Origin of the sequence: Altererythrobacter sp. H2 (assembly GCF_035319885.1) — a bacterium.
Lineage (GTDB): Bacteria > Pseudomonadota > Alphaproteobacteria > Sphingomonadales > Sphingomonadaceae > 34-65-8.
Map to the genome: position 1 here is coordinate 2,577,584 of NZ_CP141285.1, position 16,471 is coordinate 2,594,054.

14 protein-coding genes are annotated in these 16,471 nt (G+C 64.8%); 2 read left to right on the top strand and 12 right to left on the bottom strand.

Annotation, left to right across the window (positions count from 1 at the left end; genetic code table 11):
• Window positions 1-109 precede the first annotated feature (109 nt).
• From U4960_RS12740 to U4960_RS12790, 11 genes are all read right to left on the bottom strand, one after another.
• The gene (locus tag U4960_RS12740; protein WP_324261006.1) at window positions 110-1,939 is read right to left on the bottom strand and encodes an alpha/beta hydrolase; all 1,830 of its coding nucleotides are present in this window, start codon (window positions 1,937-1,939) and stop codon (window positions 110-112) included.
• Window positions 1,940-2,355: 416 nt separating this feature from the next.
• Window positions 2,356-3,384, bottom strand: coding sequence for a 4-hydroxy-2-oxovalerate aldolase (dmpG, locus tag U4960_RS12745; RefSeq protein ID WP_324261007.1), 1,029 nt, complete (start codon window positions 3,382-3,384; stop codon window positions 2,356-2,358).
• Window positions 3,381-4,322: an acetaldehyde dehydrogenase (acetylating) gene (locus U4960_RS12750; RefSeq protein WP_431193971.1), complete on the bottom strand. Its 942-nt coding sequence runs from the start codon at window positions 4,320-4,322 to the stop codon at window positions 3,381-3,383. The genes dmpG and U4960_RS12750 overlap by 4 nt, the downstream gene beginning before the upstream one ends.
• 2 nt (window positions 4,323-4,324) lie before the next feature.
• The gene (locus U4960_RS12755; RefSeq protein ID WP_324261008.1) at window positions 4,325-5,110 is read right to left on the bottom strand and encodes a 2-keto-4-pentenoate hydratase; all 786 of its coding nucleotides are present in this window, start codon (window positions 5,108-5,110) and stop codon (window positions 4,325-4,327) included.
• A gap of 38 nt (window positions 5,111-5,148) precedes the next feature.
• A complete protein-coding gene (locus tag U4960_RS12760) occupies window positions 5,149-5,916 on the bottom strand; it encodes an FAD-binding protein (RefSeq protein WP_324261009.1) in 768 nt (255 codons plus the stop codon).
• Complete coding sequence (locus tag U4960_RS12765; RefSeq protein WP_324261010.1) at window positions 5,913-6,656, bottom strand: electron transfer flavoprotein subunit beta/FixA family protein; 744 nt, start codon at window positions 6,654-6,656, stop codon at window positions 5,913-5,915. The genes U4960_RS12760 and U4960_RS12765 overlap by 4 nt, the downstream gene beginning before the upstream one ends.
• A complete protein-coding gene (locus tag U4960_RS12770) occupies window positions 6,653-8,011 on the bottom strand; it encodes an FAD-dependent oxidoreductase (protein WP_324261011.1) in 1,359 nt (452 codons plus the stop codon). Before U4960_RS12770 ends, U4960_RS12765 begins: the two co-directional genes overlap by 4 nt.
• Window positions 8,011-8,811, bottom strand: coding sequence for an aspartate/glutamate racemase family protein (locus tag U4960_RS12775; protein WP_324261012.1), 801 nt, complete (start codon window positions 8,809-8,811; stop codon window positions 8,011-8,013). The genes U4960_RS12770 and U4960_RS12775 overlap by 1 nt, the downstream gene beginning before the upstream one ends.
• Before the next feature lie 5 nt (window positions 8,812-8,816).
• Entirely contained in the window at window positions 8,817-10,019 is a 1,203-nt protein-coding gene (locus tag U4960_RS12780) for an acyl-CoA dehydrogenase family protein (protein ID WP_324261013.1), read from the bottom strand.
• Window positions 10,020-10,038: 19 nt separating this feature from the next.
• Window positions 10,039-10,611, bottom strand: coding sequence for a flavin reductase (locus U4960_RS12785; RefSeq protein WP_324261014.1), 573 nt, complete (start codon window positions 10,609-10,611; stop codon window positions 10,039-10,041).
• Window position 10,612: 1 nt separating this feature from the next.
• Window positions 10,613-11,512: a VOC family protein gene (locus tag U4960_RS12790; RefSeq protein ID WP_324261015.1), complete on the bottom strand. Its 900-nt coding sequence runs from the start codon at window positions 11,510-11,512 to the stop codon at window positions 10,613-10,615.
• Between the two features lie 116 nt (window positions 11,513-11,628).
• Between U4960_RS12790 and U4960_RS12795 the strand changes: the two genes are divergently transcribed.
• Window positions 11,629-12,531, top strand: coding sequence for a LysR family transcriptional regulator (locus U4960_RS12795; protein WP_324261016.1), 903 nt, complete (start codon window positions 11,629-11,631; stop codon window positions 12,529-12,531).
• A 15-nt stretch (window positions 12,532-12,546) separates the two neighbouring features.
• Here the strand turns inward: U4960_RS12795 and tcuA are convergent, their stop codons facing one another.
• The gene (gene tcuA, locus U4960_RS12800; protein ID WP_324261017.1) at window positions 12,547-14,007 is read right to left on the bottom strand and encodes an FAD-dependent tricarballylate dehydrogenase TcuA; all 1,461 of its coding nucleotides are present in this window, start codon (window positions 14,005-14,007) and stop codon (window positions 12,547-12,549) included.
• A 137-nt stretch (window positions 14,008-14,144) separates the two neighbouring features.
• Here tcuA and U4960_RS12805 point away from each other — a divergent pair, with 137 nt between their 5' ends.
• The gene (locus U4960_RS12805) at window positions 14,145-16,469 is read left to right on the top strand and encodes a TonB-dependent receptor (protein ID WP_324261018.1); all 2,325 of its coding nucleotides are present in this window, start codon (window positions 14,145-14,147) and stop codon (window positions 16,467-16,469) included.
• Window positions 16,470-16,471 lie beyond the last annotated feature (2 nt).

Below are 16,471 nucleotides of genomic sequence, written 5' to 3' on the forward strand. Positions count from 1 at the left end.
CGTTCGCCGCGAAAGGCGGCGATCTGCGGGCGGAACGCTGCATTCATGTCTCGCCCGGCAGTTACCCGGCACCCATGCAGGCGCATATCCCCATCTGTAGTGATGCGGCCTAGGAAGTGCGCAATTTCCGGATCGTCTGGGCGATGACCTGCGGATGGGTGAAGGCGAGCATCCTTCCGGCATCTGCCAATCGTGTGACCGATGCTGCCGGGAGCACGTCCTGCCAGTAGCGTTCGACATCTTCCGCCCGGTGAAGGGTGTCCTGTTCGCCAATGATGATGTCCCATGGCCAGGTGATCTGCCGGATCGGGTCGTCGGCTCCCTTTGCCAGCGCAGCCTGTTCCGCGATGTAGCCGGTCACCCTGCCGGTCGAGAGGCTGCGGGTCGCTCTCCAGTAATCGCTCACGACTTCCGGATTGGTAAGGGCTTTTTCGTCGGCAGGGCTGCCCTTGAGGGACTTCGCCAGCCAGTCAGCAAGCCTGTCAGAGGTCAGGCGAGAGGCCAGCAGCCGGGCCACCGGGGCGATGATCTGCGGATTGCGAAAGAACATCTCCTTCGCAGCACCCAAAGGGCCCCACCGCGCCTTGGAAGACGGAGATCTGGGGTCCGGATTGATCAGCACAGCACCGCCCAGCGCCAGGGGATCGAGACGGGCAATGGCCAGCACCGCTTGCGCGGCCCCGCGGGCGACAGCAAGCGGTCTGGAGATACCCAGCTTTTCCCGCACGATCTGAAAATCCAGCGCAGCCGCTTCGAACTGGCTGTGGGGCGCGGGGTCGGTCAGTCCGAAGCCGGGCCGGTCGATTGCAATCACCCGGCACCCGATCGCTTTGAGCTCGCGCAGGATTGCCTTGGGCACCGGACGGCTCGTCATGCTGGAGTGGAAATAGAACACCGGCTGGCCGCAGGGGGGGCCATGGTCGGAATAGGCAATTCTCGATCCGTCACCGCGATAGGCGAAGCGGAGCGGCTCGGAATGCAGGTCAGTCAATTCCTTGATATCCGCAGAAAACCGGGCCAGCAAACTGACCAGGACGTGCTGGCGCAACATGATCGACAGACCCAGCGCATTCCTGATTCCAAAAGTCTCGAAGACCGTGCTCATTTCCTTCTTTGCCACGGCAGGCGAAATGCGCAGGGCCCGTGCAGCCTGATCCCTCGTCAAACCGTCCGCAATCAGGCTGGACAAGGCGATCTGTCGTCCTGAAAGGCCCCAGATGTCCATCAGCAGAGCCTCATGCGAGGCTGACTGCGGGGTCAGGCCGATCGAGATATCGGCGATCTTCCGGGCCAGTTCGGCCATGTTGCTGGATGCCGTGCGTTTGAGGGCGCCCGAAACAAGCGCCCGCGCCCTCTGATAGGAAATGCCGATCGTTGCGGCAGCAGCCTGGATGTCACCGAGTTTCATGGCCGCAACCGCGATGCGGGTCTCCGCCAATGTCAGGCCGAGCGCAAGGCAGGCGTGTTCGAGCGACTGGCTTGAGCGGAAGTGCGGCAGAATGGCCAGCAAACTGCCGGGGCCCATCTTTTCCAGCCATTCCTTGGGAAAGGCCCAGCCGTCCAGCGCCTCAGGCCGCGCATAGGCGACAAGCGTGGCTCCCGCATCGGTGGCCATTTTCCGGAATACCACCCCATCGCGTTCCAGCGCCTTCTCCGAAGGGGCAAAATCGAGGCTGTCGATCAATCCGATCTCGGTGAACAGGGGGGTCCGCTCGATCACGCGGCCGGTACTATCCAGCAGCGCAACCGCAAATGCTGTTGTGTTCAGGATTGCCCCTTCAACCAGTTGCACCTGGCCTGACTGCAAAATCAGCGCAGCTTCGAGCGCGGACGGATTGTCCTGAACGGTCGTCAGTGCCTGCTCGGGATTGTCAAAAAACCATTGAAGCAGATCATCCGACGAACTTGCCGGTGAGGGCTGCAATACTGGATCACTCATTCACACATGCGCCCGAATTTCACTTTCGTCCCGTGACTGGTCTCCGAACGTCGGCAATCGTGGACCTTGCTCGCCATCAAGGCCGCTCGCCCCCAGGGTCCTTTTGCCGGTTTCCCCATGGCGCCGCGCGGCCGATGTCTTTGAAGAGGGCGCGAAGCGATTTGTCCAGCCTGCCATCCGGGTTCCGGCAAGAAGGGTGGGCAAGGGCGTCCAATCGCGGCCTCCCGGCCACACCCCGGTCTGTCTCGCCGGGGCGAGCGCATCGGGCGGCAAGTGTTTACAGCCCCGCCTGCGTTGTCGCAGAGCGTGGTACTGTTTTTTCCAGAGCCAACTCAGATCGGAGCGACAGACGCCGCCCGCGAAGTTAGCCGCAGAGGCTGTCAGGCAGTCCGCAGCCCGTCAGGGCGCACCGGATATCAGCGGCGGGCCTCGACCATATCGAGCGCCACATCCACGATCATGTCTTCCTGCCCGCCGACCATCTTGCGGCGGCCCAGTTCGACCAGGATCGAGCGGGTGTCGATGCCGTATTCGGCGCTGGCCTTCTCGGCATGGCGCAGGAAGCTGGAGTAGACGCCGGCATAGCCCAGCGTGAGCGTTTCGCGGTCGACCTGGACCGGGCGGTCCTGCAGCGGGCGGACCAGTTCCTCGGCCGCGTCCATCAGCGCGAACAGGTCGCAGCCGTGGTTCCAGCCCATCCGATCAGCAGCGGCGATGAACACCTCGAGCGGGGCGTTGCCCGCACCTGCACCCATCCCGGCGAGGCTGGCGTCGACCCGGATCGCCCCGCCCTGCACCGCGACGACAGAGTTGGCGACGCCGAGGCTGAGGTTGTGATGCGCATGGACCCCGCGCTGCGTCTCGGGCTTCAGAACCCGGTCATAGGCGGAAAGGCGCGCGGCATACTGGTCCATGGTCATGGCCCCGCCGCTGTCGGTGACATAGACGCATTGCGCGCCATAGCTTTCCATCAGGAGGGCCTGCTGCGCGAGCGCATCGGGCTCGCTCATGTGGCTCATCATCAGGAAGCCCGAAACATCCATGCCGAGATTGCGCGCAGCCTCGATGTGCTGCTTCGATACGTCTGCCTCGGTGCAGTGGGTCGCGATCCGGACCGAGCGGACACCCAGTTCATAGGCGTGCTTGAGATCGTGCACCGTGCCGATCCCCGGCAGCAGGAGCGTGGTCAGCACCGAACGTTCGAGCACTTCGGCCACGGCTCCGATCCAGTCCCAATCGGTGTGAGCGCCGAATCCGTAGTTGAAGCTGGAGCCGGACAGACCGTCTCCGTGCGCGACTTCGATCGCATCGACCCCGGCCCGGTCGAGCGCGCGGGCGATGGCCCGGACATGATCGAGCCCGTACTGGTGGCGCACGGCGTGCATCCCGTCACGCAAAGTGACGTCCTGGATGTAGAGCTTGTCGGTGGCTGGATCGAAGCTCATGCCATGGCTCCTTCATGCATACGGGCGGCGATCTTCTCCGCGGTTTTCATCGCGGCCGAAGTCATGATGTCGAGATTGCCGGCATAGGCGGGCAGGTAGTGCGCCGCACCTTCCACCTCGAGGAATACGGTGACCTTGAGCCCGGTGAATTCGCCGTCCATTTCGGGAATGCGCAAAGGGCGGTTGGAGCCGATGTGCTCGAACTGCACCGCCTGCTTGAGCCGGTAGCCGGGAACATAGCCTTGCACTTCGGCCACCATGTCGTGCACCGACTGGCGGATCGCTTCCTGGTCGGCGTCGTCGCACAGACAATAGACCGTATCGCGCATGATCAGCGGCGGTTCCGCCGGGTTGAGCACGATGATCGCCTTGCCGCAGGTTGCCCCGCCCACGTCCATGATCGCCTGGCTGGTAGTTTCGGTGAACTCGTCGATATTGGCGCGGGTGCCAGGTCCGGCACTCTTCGAGGCAATCGAGGCAACGATTTCGCCATAGTGGACCTTGGCCACCCGGTTGACCGCCGCCACGATCGGGATCGTCGCCTGGCCGCCGCAGGTGACCATGTTGACGTTCTTCGCATCAAGGCACTTGTCGCCGTTGACCGGGGGTATGACATAGGGCCCGATCGCTGCCGGGGTCAGGTCGACCATCCGCTTGCCCGCCGCCAGAACCAGTTCGCTGTTGCGCTTGTGCGCGCCGGCGCTGGTGGCGTCGAACACGATTTCGATGTCGTTCCACTCGGGCATACGGAGCAGGCCGTCGATCCCCTCGTGCGTGGTCGCCACGCCCATCCGCGCGGCGCGGGCGAGACCGTCGGAGCCCGGATCGATCCCGACCATCACGCCCACCTCAAGCGCCTTGGACAGGCGCATCACCTTGATCATCAGGTCGGTGCCGATATTGCCCGAACCGATGATCGCCACTTTCGTCTTGCCCATGATCAGGCTCCCGCAAAGGTAAAGGAACAGGCGCCGATCCCGGCGACCTCGGCACAGACGTGATCGCCCGCGTTCAGCGTGACCATCGGCCCGAGCGCGCCTGCCAGCAGGATGTCACCCGCCTTGAGCGGCTCTCCCGCCTCGGCCAGCGTCCGCGCCAGCCAGGCGGCCGCGTTGAGCGGGTTGCCAAGCGCGGCGGCTCCGATCCCGGTCGAGGAGACCGTGCCATTGACAGTCATGCTCATCGCCGCGCCCTCAAGGTCGAGGCCCGCGAGCGGCAAACCCTGGTCCGCCAGCACGAAAAAGGCCGAGGAGCCGTTGTCGGCCACAGTGTCCGCAAAAGTGATCTTCCAGTCGGCAATGCGGCTGTCGACGATCTCGATGGCGGCGTGCACGGTGGCGATGGCAGCGGCGACCTCGGCAGGGGTGGACACTGCCGATGGAAGGTCTGCCCCCAGCACGAAGGCGATCTCCGCCTCGGCCTTGGCCTGGATGCAGCGCGCGGGATCGAGGTGCCCGCCGTCTGCCACCCGCATATCATCGAACAGCACCCCGAAATCGGGCTGGTCGACGCCGAGCTGCTTCTGCACCGCCTTTGCCGTCAGCCCCGCCTTGCGGCCGACGATCCGGCGGCCCTGCGCTTCCCAGAAGCGGGTATTGACCGCCTGCACCGCATAGGCGGCAGCAGCATCGGTCGGCTCCAGCCAGGCGCGCAAGGGCGCCACCGCGCCGCCGGAATAGGCATCGCGAAGAATTGCTGCGGCATGATCGTACCGGGGGTCAGTCATCGGGGTTCCATTCTGCAATTGATCGGCGCCAATCCGGGTCATCGATGAGCCCGCTCCCGCTGCACGGTCAGCCCTGCTCTGCGTTCGAGTTCATCGGCGACCAACGGCAGCAGCTGGCGCGCATCGGCAACCGCCCCGGCTTCGGCAAATCCGAAAATCGGCGCCTCGGCATCACTGTTGACCGCCACGATCCGCGCCCGCGCGCCGACGCCCGCGAAGTGCTGCGGCGTGCCTGACATGCCGGCAGCAAAGTAGATCGCCGGATTGACGAACTTGCCTGACTGGCCGACCTGCCGCGCCACCGGGGCGAGGCCGAGGTCGACGGCGGGAAGGCTGGCGGCAACCGCGCCACCCACTGCGCTCGCAATCCGCTCAAGGGCCGCAAAACTGTCCGGGTCCAGCCCGCGTCCGCCGCCGATCACGACTGCCGCCCCTTCAAGGCTTGCGCTTTCTCCCTCAAGAGGAGCGCGCACGATCGGCAGCGCCGAGGATGTGCCGAGCGGGATGAAGCCATCTGCGACGGCAAAATCATTGGCGGTGGCCACTGCCAGACACGGCGCAATCCGCAAATCGAGCGACAGGCGGCCGCCATGCGTGCTGCGCGAAACCACCAGGTCCGGTCCGTCGCGCTCAATTTGCGTGATCCGGCCGAGCAGCACTGCCTCGTTTGCAGCAGCGAACGCTCCGGCCAGGGCTTCTCCGTCCGCGTCGGCGGGAAAGACCAGCAGCAGCGGACGGTGGTCCTCATGCATGGGCGTGGGATTGGTCCCCTCGCAGGTGACGGAAAGAACGCGCCACTGGCTCACGCCCGCCCCTCCCACAGGATGTCTGCCAGCGCCTGTGCCTGCACATGGGGCGGACCGTCCAGCATGGCGCAATCGGTTCCGGCACGGCTGTTCACGCACGGGAGGAGCCCGTCCAGAGACAGGCCGGGGCTTGGTGGAACCTTGGCCGGAACCATTCCAATCTCGGCCTGCCGCGCCTCCATCACGTTCTTCATCAGCGGCTTGCGTAGCCGCGTGCGGCGATCATTGGTGACGCTGGCCACCAGCGGGCCGGAAAGGGTCAGGCTTTCGACATGGCTGCCAGCTTCGCGCATCAATTGCACTCCAGCGCCCGCATCGATGGTTTGCGCGCGGCCGAAAAACGGCCAGCAGACTATCCCGGCGAGCATGGCAGGCACCAGCCCGTCATCGAAATCGCCGAATTCGCGCCCGATCAGGACCATGTCCGCGCCTTGGCACAGCGGAGCAAGCGCGCGGGCCATGGTGGCCTGATCCCACGGGTGCTGGCACGAAAACGCAGCCAGATCACTGATCCGCAGGGCAGCAACAGCGCGTGCGATTTTGGCCGAAGCCTCGCCGCCTGCCACCCGCACTGCAATCGATGTCGCAGGTTGGGCATCGCGCACCCGCAAGGCCATTTCCAGCGCCGCCTCGTCAAACGGGCTCATGATCCGGTGGTCCGATTCCCCTGCCAGCACGGCATCCGGCGTAACCGGCCACTTGGGATCGTGCACCCCGGCGACGAGGACCACGATTTTCATGCCCCGGCTGCCTCGGCCCCGGCAATCCGCCCGAACACCACCGCCTTGCCCAGCGCGGAGCCGGTCATGTAGGCCGCCCCGTGGAAGCCGCCGGTGACCTCGCCTGCCGCATAGAGCCCGTCAATGCCCGAACCGTCCGCCCGCAGCACCTGCGCAGAAGTGTCGATCCGCAGACCGCAATAGGTCCCGAACACCACCGCGGTCGATGGGTAGGCATAGAATGGCCCGGTCTCGATCCGGCGCAGCGCCCCGTGCTTGTGGACGAGGTTGCTCCGCCCGAATTCAGGATCGTGCCCGGCGTCGACATAGCCGTTGTAGCGTTCAACTGTGGCCACGAGCACGTCGGGATCGATCTCGATCTGGGTGGCGAGTTCCTCCAGCGTGTCGGCGACGTAGAACAGGCCTTCTTCCAGCCGCCGCCCGAAATCGAGGATACGGACCCGGTCATCGCCAGTGTCGAAAATGCCCTGATCCATGATCTGATAGGCGGTGTGCCAGGGCTGGGCCATGACCGCATCGCCCAGCAGCTTGTAGGAGATGCTCTCGTTGACGAACCGCTGGCCGTCCTGATTGACCGCGATCGCGCCCTTGTAGACGGCCTGAAGACTGTGATCGTTGGTTTCGTCGGTGGGGTGCTTGCCGAAAGTGCCTTTGACATAATCCATGTCACGCACATCGGCACCTTGCTCCAGCCCCATGCGCAGCCCGTCACCGTGCGAACCGGCCCCGGCCACGAACACGGCCTCGGCATATTGAGGAGCGTAGTGCATCAGCAGGTCGTGGTTCTTGGCAAAGCCGCCGCTGGCGAGGATTACGCCCCTGCTGGCAGCAACGGATGCGCCGCCCTCCAGGCGAGCTCCGCATACCCGGCCGGTGGGATCTGTTTCGAGCGCGGCTACCGCCTCGTTCGGATGATATGCGATCAGTCCGGTGCGCTCCGCTGCCGCCTTCAGCGTTCGGACCATGTCCGCCGGATCGACCGTGTGGACGCGCGGAACTGACTGGCCGGAGGCCGTCTCGATCACCGGGCTGAATCGCACCCCTGCCTGCCGCAGCCAGTCACAGGTCTCCAGCTGGGCATCACAATAGGTGCGCACCAGGGCAGGGTCATTGACCCCCTGCCCGACTTCCACCAGATCGCGGTAGAGCAGGTCCGGGCTGTCAGTGACGCCCTGCGCCCGCTGCAGGTCAGTGCCCGCAAAGGCGAGGCAGCCCCCGCTCAGTGCGGACGATCCGCCGGACTCGCCAAGTTTTTCGTAGAGCGCAACGCGCGCTCCGGCCTCAGTGGCCGCAAGTGCTGCCGACCAGCCGGCTGCACCACCGCCGACAACCACAATGTCCACCGGAGATGCCATCAGCGCGGGTCCAGTCCGTAAAAGGCGAGAACTTCATCGCGGCGGACGGGATCGACGGTTGCCCCGAAATAACCGCAACCGGCCGTGTCCTCGCCAGCCCGGCGGGCCAGCACCGCCGCCTCGGCCGCGCGCACCCAGGCACCAAGCGAGTCGACGATCTCGACGCCGTCGACTTCGTTCACACCGTTCATGGCGAGGAGCACGTTGAGCGGCGCTTCGCCTGGCACGATCGCTTCGGCCCCTTGGGCGATCAGCATTCGCGCCGCTGCGCGGAAACGGTCGATCAGGGCTTCCGGTCGGTCGAACGCGGCCAGGACATCGTTAAAGCGAAAGCCCACATCGCCCGCCCCGACCAGCCGGCAGCCGAGCCCATGACGGCGCACATTTTCCCGGTACAGCTCGGCCAGTTCGGGGATAAAGACAAGCGCCCCAAAGCGGCGCCCGTCGCCCACGGCTGCCCGGGCCGCGCATTCGCCGTACCCCACCACCGGGATCGAAACGAGCGTGCGGATATCATGCAAGCCCGGTTCAGGCAGAGTGCTGAGAGCGAAGGCATCGTAGCCCTGCCGCTCCGCCATGACCGCGCCCTGCATGAACTGGAGCGAGTGCAGGTATTGCATTCCGGCATGGCGGATATCGTCACCGGGGTAGTTGGTGCGATAGGTTCCTTCACGCATTCCGTGCATGTCGATCACCGTATCGGCGCGCGACACGCGGCGGAAATGGGCCCTCAGCGCCTCGTCATAGGCGGCGAGATCGCTGAGGACCGTGAAGCTTTGATGCCAGATGCGGATCGACACGAGGTTCAGCCCTGCTTCGGCTTTTCGTAGAGCATCGGCGGCAGCTCACCGCTGAGCAGGTAACCGCCCAGAGCACCGGCATTGTTGTCGGCATCCTGGGTGATGTGGTTGGCAGCTGCCAGCGTGTCTCGCAGGTAACGCTGGATCGGGTTGACCTTGTACAGGCCGCGCGCACCGGTGCACTTGTAGATCGTCAGCACCGCCTCTTCGCACTCGCGCCCGATGCGGGCCATGTCGAGCATGTAGTGGATGCGATCATCGACCGTGACCAACTCGCGCCGTTCGACGATGGCGGTGCAGTGCGCCATCATCTGCTCCATCCGTGCACGGCACGAACGGACCTTGGCAACAGCATTGGCCAGCCGGTCCTTCACATAGGGGCTGAGACGCGTCGCTGCGCCGCTGCCGTTGTCGACCCGGGTCGACATCTGTTCGATGAAGACGTCGATCGCGCCCTGGGCGAAGCCGATGATCACCGCCGAGACCGAGGAATAGAACACCATCGCGAACGGGAACAGGTAGTTGGTGCCGCGATCATCGAGCTGGTAATCGATCATCGAATGGGCGCGATGCTCGGGGATGAAGGCGTCGCGGATGATCAGGCTGTTGGAGCCGGTGCCGGACAGGCCGAAGGTGTCCCAGTCATCGAGGATCTCGTAATCCTCGCGCTTGACCAGCAGCGCGTGGCGATCGATCGGCATGCCCTGCTCGTTCTTTTCCAGCGCGCCGATGAAGCACCAGTCACCGTGCCCGCCGCCGCTCGACGTGGGCCAACGGCCCTTGAGGCGCCAGCCGCCCTCGACCTTGGTCAGTTCGCCCATCGGGGGATAGGAGGAAGCGATAATCGCCTCGTCGTCCTCGCCCCACACATCCTGCGCGGCGCGTTCGTCCATCAGGCCAAACTCCCAGTTGTGGACGCCCAGGATCATCATCACCCAGGCACTGGCGCAGCAGCCGCGGCCAAGTTCGCCAAGGACGCGCATGAACACCACCGGGTTCATTTCCCAGCCGCCGAACTTCTTCGGCTGCACGATGCGGAAGAACCCGGCGTCCTTGAACATCTGGATAACGTCATGCGGAACCTGTCGGGCTTTCTCGATCTCGTCCGCCCGCGCGCGCAGACCCGGAACCATCGCGGCGGCCCGGGCGACAAGTTCCTCGCTGGTGGGGATTGCAACGCTTTCGCGATGAAGAGCTACTGTAGCCATGGTCTTCTCCCTTCGGTTGTCAGTGAGACGGGGCGGGACTGGGTTCGCCCAGGAACGCGCCATCGAAATAGATCAGCGGGTCGCCGCCGGGCTGGCGGAGCAGCACGCCGAGAACGTCGCAGATGAAAATGTCATGGGTGCTGGCCTCGATGCTCTCGCTGACGAGGCAGTCGAAGCTGGCCAGCGCCGTGCCCAGCAGCGGTGCACCTGATGTCGCCGTCAGCCAGGCGCCCTCGGCGAACTTCTCTTCCGGGCGGACCCCGCCGGCGAACCGGTTGGCCAGCGCCAACGCATCCTGCCCCAGCACGTTGACTCCAAGGACCCGCGACTGCGAGATGATCCCGTGCGCCCAGGTCGAGCGGTTGATGCACACCAGCAGCCGGGCCGGTTCGGCAGTGACGGAGACGACCGCTGTTGCCGTCAGCCCGGCCCAGCCTTCACGCCCCTGCCCCGGAGCGACGGTGGTGATGATGGTGCAGGCACCCGCCAGCCGCCGCATCCCCTGACGGAACAGGGCAGCGGTGTCCGCCTTGACCGCAGCCGCACTGGCGGCCGGTGCCGGCGCGTCCTGAAGGGCTGCCTGCGCGCCCATGTCAGTCGACCATCGCCATGTTGCGGGCGTGGCCCCAGTCCGACATGACGTCGAAAAGCTTGGGCTCCCAGCTCTCGGTATCGATTACCAGCCCGCCATGGCCCAGCTCGATGCCGAAGCCTGAGGGCGTGCGCATATAGAAGCTGAACATCTGGTCATTGGGATGGTGGCCGAGCTCCAGCACGATCGGAATACCGGCCTTTTTCGCCCGGTCACAGGCCAGGCCGACGTCGTTCATGTCGCGGTATTCGAGCATCAGGTGGTTGAGCCGCTTGGGCGAAGGGAACTGGCCCGTAGCCAGCGAATGGTGCCGCCCGGTGGCGCTGTGGAAGAAGGTCGCATCAGCAAACACACCGGGGGCGATTTCCTGCCGGATGCGGTCGCTGTAGCGCAGACCAAGCACGTCCTGGTACCAGCGCACCCCTTCGGCATAGTCTTTCGATACCGGCAGGATGTGGCCGATGCCCAGGTCGCCGGTCACGAACCCGTCGCCCCGCAGAACGCCGGAAAGCGCGCCGCCATCGTCGGTCACGCCGGTGCGGCCGCAGAAAAACTCGTGGCGATACCCGTTGGGGTCGGCCAGGCTGAACAGCCGCTCGACACAGCGTGCCTCAGCCAGCGCCGCAGACTCCTCGCGCACGTCGGCACCGCGAGCGCGGAGCTGGGCAACATATTCATCCAGCAGTCCGGGTGAGCCAAGGTCCCACCCGGCGTGGGTCAGGTCATCGTCGTCACCCCGGGTCACCAGCATGCGCCACGGGTGACCGTCCAGCCTCAGGCCCAGCGCGCCGTCACTGGCGTCACACACACCGGCACCAATGATTGTTTCACCGAAAGTGCGCCATGCTGCCAGGTCGCTGGCTGCGACCACGACATAGGCAAGGTTCTGCAATTCAGCCATTGTCCACTCCCACACGCCACCGATTCGTGGCTTGCAGAAGTGTTAGTCCAACCCCCTCTATTGCATTATACGATATGTTTGGATACTAACTATCGCTCATAACGATAGGAGGTGTCATGCATCTGCGCGACTTCGATGTGAACCTGCTGATCACGATGGAAGCAATCTGGACGACCCGCAATGTCTCCAACGCAGCCAAGACGCTCAATCTTGCCCAGTCCACCGTCAGCGCGGCCCTGAACCGGCTGCGGCTGGCCCTGGGCGACGAGCTGTTCAACTGGTCCGGCAGCGAGATGGTGCCGACGCCGCTGGCCGAGCAGATCATGCCTGACGTGTCCAAGCTGCTCAACGGCGTGCGCACGGTATTGACCAAATCGCTCGGCCAGGTCGACACGGTGGAGCGGCGCATGGTGATCGCCACGGCCGACTATGTTGCGGCCCTGTTCGGCGCACGCTTGCTGGAGCGGGCGGCGGCGGAAGCGCCGCAGATCTCGTTCGATTTCGTCGACATGCGTCCGCAGTTCATCAACCGGGCAGCGCGCCCGGATATCGACATGTTCCTGCTCCCCGCCAGCGCGCTGCGGACCTCGGGCATGGAAAAGACGATCCTGTATCAGGATAGCTATGTCTGCATCGGCGCAGCCGGCAACGATGCCCTGCAGGAAGGGATGGACCCGGATGCCTTCCTTGCCCTGCGCCATATCGGCTATTCGGCCATGCCCCGCATCGCCTTCAACCACGAGATGATGCTGTGGGACGAACTGGGCAAGGAAGCCAACCTGCGCCTGACCATGGGCAACTACCTGATCTTTGCCCGGATCGTGGCCGGGAGCGATGCTGTCGCCATCCTGCCCAAGCGGCTGGCCCAGACCCTGACCGGGGAATGGAACCTCAAGTGGATCACCCCGCCCCTGCCCACGCCCGAGCTGGAAATCGCCGCACTGTGGCGGCCCGATCAGGCCAAGGATATCGCGCTGTCATGGCTGCGCGACACCCTGATCGACATCTGCGCCACCTGACCGAGGCCCGCCCGATCAGGCAGCGGCCTGCTGCCCGGCGATCCGGCCGAACACCGAACCGCTGGTCAGGCCGGCCCCGCCCGGATAGCGGTCGTAATAGAGCCCGCCGACCAGTTCGCCCGCTGCATAGAGGCCATTGATCGGCCCGCCCTCCTCGCTCTGCACCCGCGCCTGCTCGTCGATGGCGAGGCCGCCATAAGTCAGCGTGATCCCGCAAGTGACCTGATAGGCGACAAATGGCGGCTCGGCGATCGCCCGCGCCCAGTTGCTCTTGTCGATCGCAAGCCCGTGGGTGCGGCGTCCGTCCTTCACCGCCGGATTGAAGGGCACGCTGTCATCGATCGCTGCATTGAAACCGGCGACCGTGCGCAGAAACGCGTTGCGGTCGATCCCTTCCAGCTTGTCGGCCAGTGCCTCCAGCGTCGGTGCCTCGAACCGGGCGGCGCGCGGGGTGCGGTACTCATCGGGCAGGATCGCAATGCTGCGCGAATCGAAAATCTGCCACCCGGTCCCGCCCGGTTGCTTCAGGATCGCGGCACCCATTTTCGAGTAGGTGTAGTTGCGGAAATCGGAGCCTTCATCGAAAAACCGCTCGCCCGCCGTGTTCACCACCACCCCCAGGGTAAAGTAGTTCTTCTGCTGGTTGAGCACGGCAAGGTCGCCGAAGTCCGCTGCGCCGGCATCGAAGAACACGCTGTGGCAGCCGGACCAGTTGCCATGGGCCCGCGCCCCGATATCCAGTGCAGCCTCGATGACATTGCCGGTGTTGTAGCGTGAGCCGCGCACTTTCGCGAGATCCCAGCCCGCGCCGAGATACTTCACCCGCGCCTCGGTGTTGGCATGGTATCCTCCTGCGGCGAGGATGACCGCATCGGCGCCAAGCTCCTCACCGTTGACCACCACCCCGCGCACCAAATGGCGGTCGCCCAGCAGGCGCTCGACCTTGGCGTCGTAGCGGACGGTCACGCCCAGTGCCTCGGCACGTCGGAAGAGGGCGTCGACCAGGCCCATCCCGCCACCGGCGGTCTCGATCGTCAGGCCGCCCCAGAACACGTTGCGCCCGTCCACCTTGAACGACTGGCGGCCATAGGCGGGGAGGAACCGCACCCCATGCTGCTGCATCCACAGCATGGTCGGCAGGCTCTCCGCCACCAGCAGTTCGATCAGCGCCGGGTCGGCCCGGTAGCCGCTGAGGCGGCACAGATCGAGGAAGAAGGTCTCGGCATCGTAGCTACCGAAGTCGCTCCCGGTCCGCTCTTCCTCGGTCAGGTCCGGCACCAGCCGCGCGATGTCCGCTTCCCCGTCATATACGGTGCGGAAGCAGCCCCCGGTAAAGGCCGAGTTTCCGCCCCGGGCAAGGTGCGGCGCCCGCTCCAGCACTGTGACCCGGGCACCATGCTCGGCCGCAGAGATAGCTGCACAAAGAGCGGCGTTTCCTGCGCCAACGACAATCACATTCTTCGCAATGGCTGGCATGGTATCTATCCTATCGATACTAGCAATCAATACATATCGCTTCCTTCAATGATGACGATGTTCTAACCGGTTCGTCAAGTGCCAAGCAGGCACAGGGCGATTCCACTTGTCGCCCCCGGTCGGGAGAGGAACAGACCATGATAAAGCTACGCCTTGCCGCGATGCCATCGTGCCTCGCGATTGCCATCTGCACAGTACCCGCAACCGTGGCCGCCCAGTCCACCGATGGCGGAGAGACTGCTGCCCAGGCATGGAATGACGAGATCATCGTAACCGCGACCAAGCGGTCGGAGTCGGTCAACGACGTGCCGATGTCGATATCAGCGGCCTCGGGCGATGAACTTGCCGCCGCAGGCATCCGCAGCGCGGACGATCTCGGCAAGCTGGTTCCCGGCTTCACCTTTACCCAGTCAGCCTACAGCACGCCGGTCTATTCGCTGCGCGGCGTCGGCTTCTACAACTATGATATCGCCTCGACCCCGACCGTCACCGTCTATCAGGACGAAGCGCCGCTGCCGTTTTCCGCCATGTCGCGCGGGGCCGGGTTCGACCTCGAACGGGTCGAAGTGCTCAAGGGCCCGCAGGGCCTGCTGTTCGGCTCGAACTCCACCGGCGGCGCAGTCAACTACGTCGCTGCCCGTCCGTCCGACACGCTGGAGGCCGGGCTCGATGCCAGTTACGGCCGGTTCAATGCCTGGGAACTAGGCGGGTTCATCTCCGCCCCGCTGAGCGAAGGCGTGGGCGTCCGCCTTGCCGCCCGCCATGAGGGTTCCGGCGAATGGCAGCGCAGCGCAACCCGCCCGAACGATGGCAACGGCAAGCGCAATTTCACCCAGATGCGCGCGCTGGTCGATATCGAAGCCGGCGACCGGCTGACCATCAAGCTTGGCGCCAATGCCTTCTGGGACAAGTCCGATGTGCAGGGCGCGCAGCTGATCCAGATCAACCCGCTGATCCCGCCCTTCGTCAACCCGCAGACGCTGGTGCAGCCAATCGTCAACGACGATGCTCGCATCGGTGACTGGACAGCCGGTACCAATCCCAGGCGCGATGATCGCCAGTGGCAACTGACCGCACGGCTGGATTACGAGCTGAGCGATGCGATCACGCTGACCACCCTCACCTCCTATGCCGATTACAGCCAGAGCGATCTGGTCGATCCGGACGGAACGGCGCTGGTGCTGGCCGATACGCTGGCCACCGGGGCAATCGAATCCTTCTTCCAGGAACTGCGTTTGTCGGGCGAATTCGGCAACGGCAGCCGCTGGATTGTCGGTGCGAACTTCGAGAATAACACCGTACAGGAAACGCAGGTCCTGAGCGCCACCGACGCATCGGGCTTTGCGCCGTTCGCGATCTTCTTCAACTTGCCGATCCCGGACCTGATCCCGCTTTCATCAGAGCAGCGGTTCAAGAACTACGCCGCCTTCGCCAACCTCGATCTCGCGGTCTCGGACACCGTCACGGTGCATGCCGGCCTGCGCTACACCGACACCTCCGACCGGTTCACCGGCTGCACCGGCAACTCGGCCAACGGCAGCCTTGCGATCGGCCTCGGCATCCTGAGCCAGGGCAACCCGTTCGCGCTCGGGCCGAACCCGGCCTGCACCCAGCTCGACGCAAACCTGCAGCCCACCATCACCAATGCACGGCTGGCGGAGAACAACCTCTCCTGGCGCTTTGGCGTGGATTTCGAGCCGAACGATGACACGCTGCTTTATGCCAATGTGAGCCGCGGCTACAAGATCGGGGCCTTCCCGCTGATCCCGGCCTCGTCGGTCACGCAGTACAGCCCGGTCACGCAGGAAAAGCTGACCGCCTATGAAGCCGGCTTCAAGCTGAGCCTGGCCGACCGGATGGTCCAGCTCAACGGCGCGGTGTTCCACTACGATTATCGCGACAAGCAGACGCTGGGCAGCGTGATCCTGACACCCGACATCTTCGGCCCGCTCAACCTGCTGGTGAATATCCCCAAATCCAAGGTCACCGGCGCGGAACTGCAGGCCGTGGTGCGCCCCACCGAAGGGCTGACGCTCAACGCCGGGGTGACCTATGTCGACAGTAAAATCGGCACTTTCACCAACTTCGACCCGTTCGGCGTGGTGCGCAACTTCAAGGGCGAGGCCTTCCCCAACACGCCCAAATGGCAGTGGACCGTGGCGGCGGACTACGCCTTCCCGCTCAGCGCCAGCCTCAACGGCTTCGTCGGCGCCAACGCCAGCGGCCGCAGCGATGCCAACGGGGCGCTGGGCGAAAATCCGATCCTGGCCATCGATGGCTATACCCTGCTCGACCTTCGTGCCGGGATCGAAAGCGAAGACGAGCGCTGGAAGGTCACCCTGTGGGGCCGCAACGTCACCAACCAGTACTACTGGACCAACGCCTACAAGATTTCGGACGTCTCCGCGCGCTTCGCCGGAATGCCCGCGACCTACGGCGCCTCACTCTCTTTCCGATACTGATC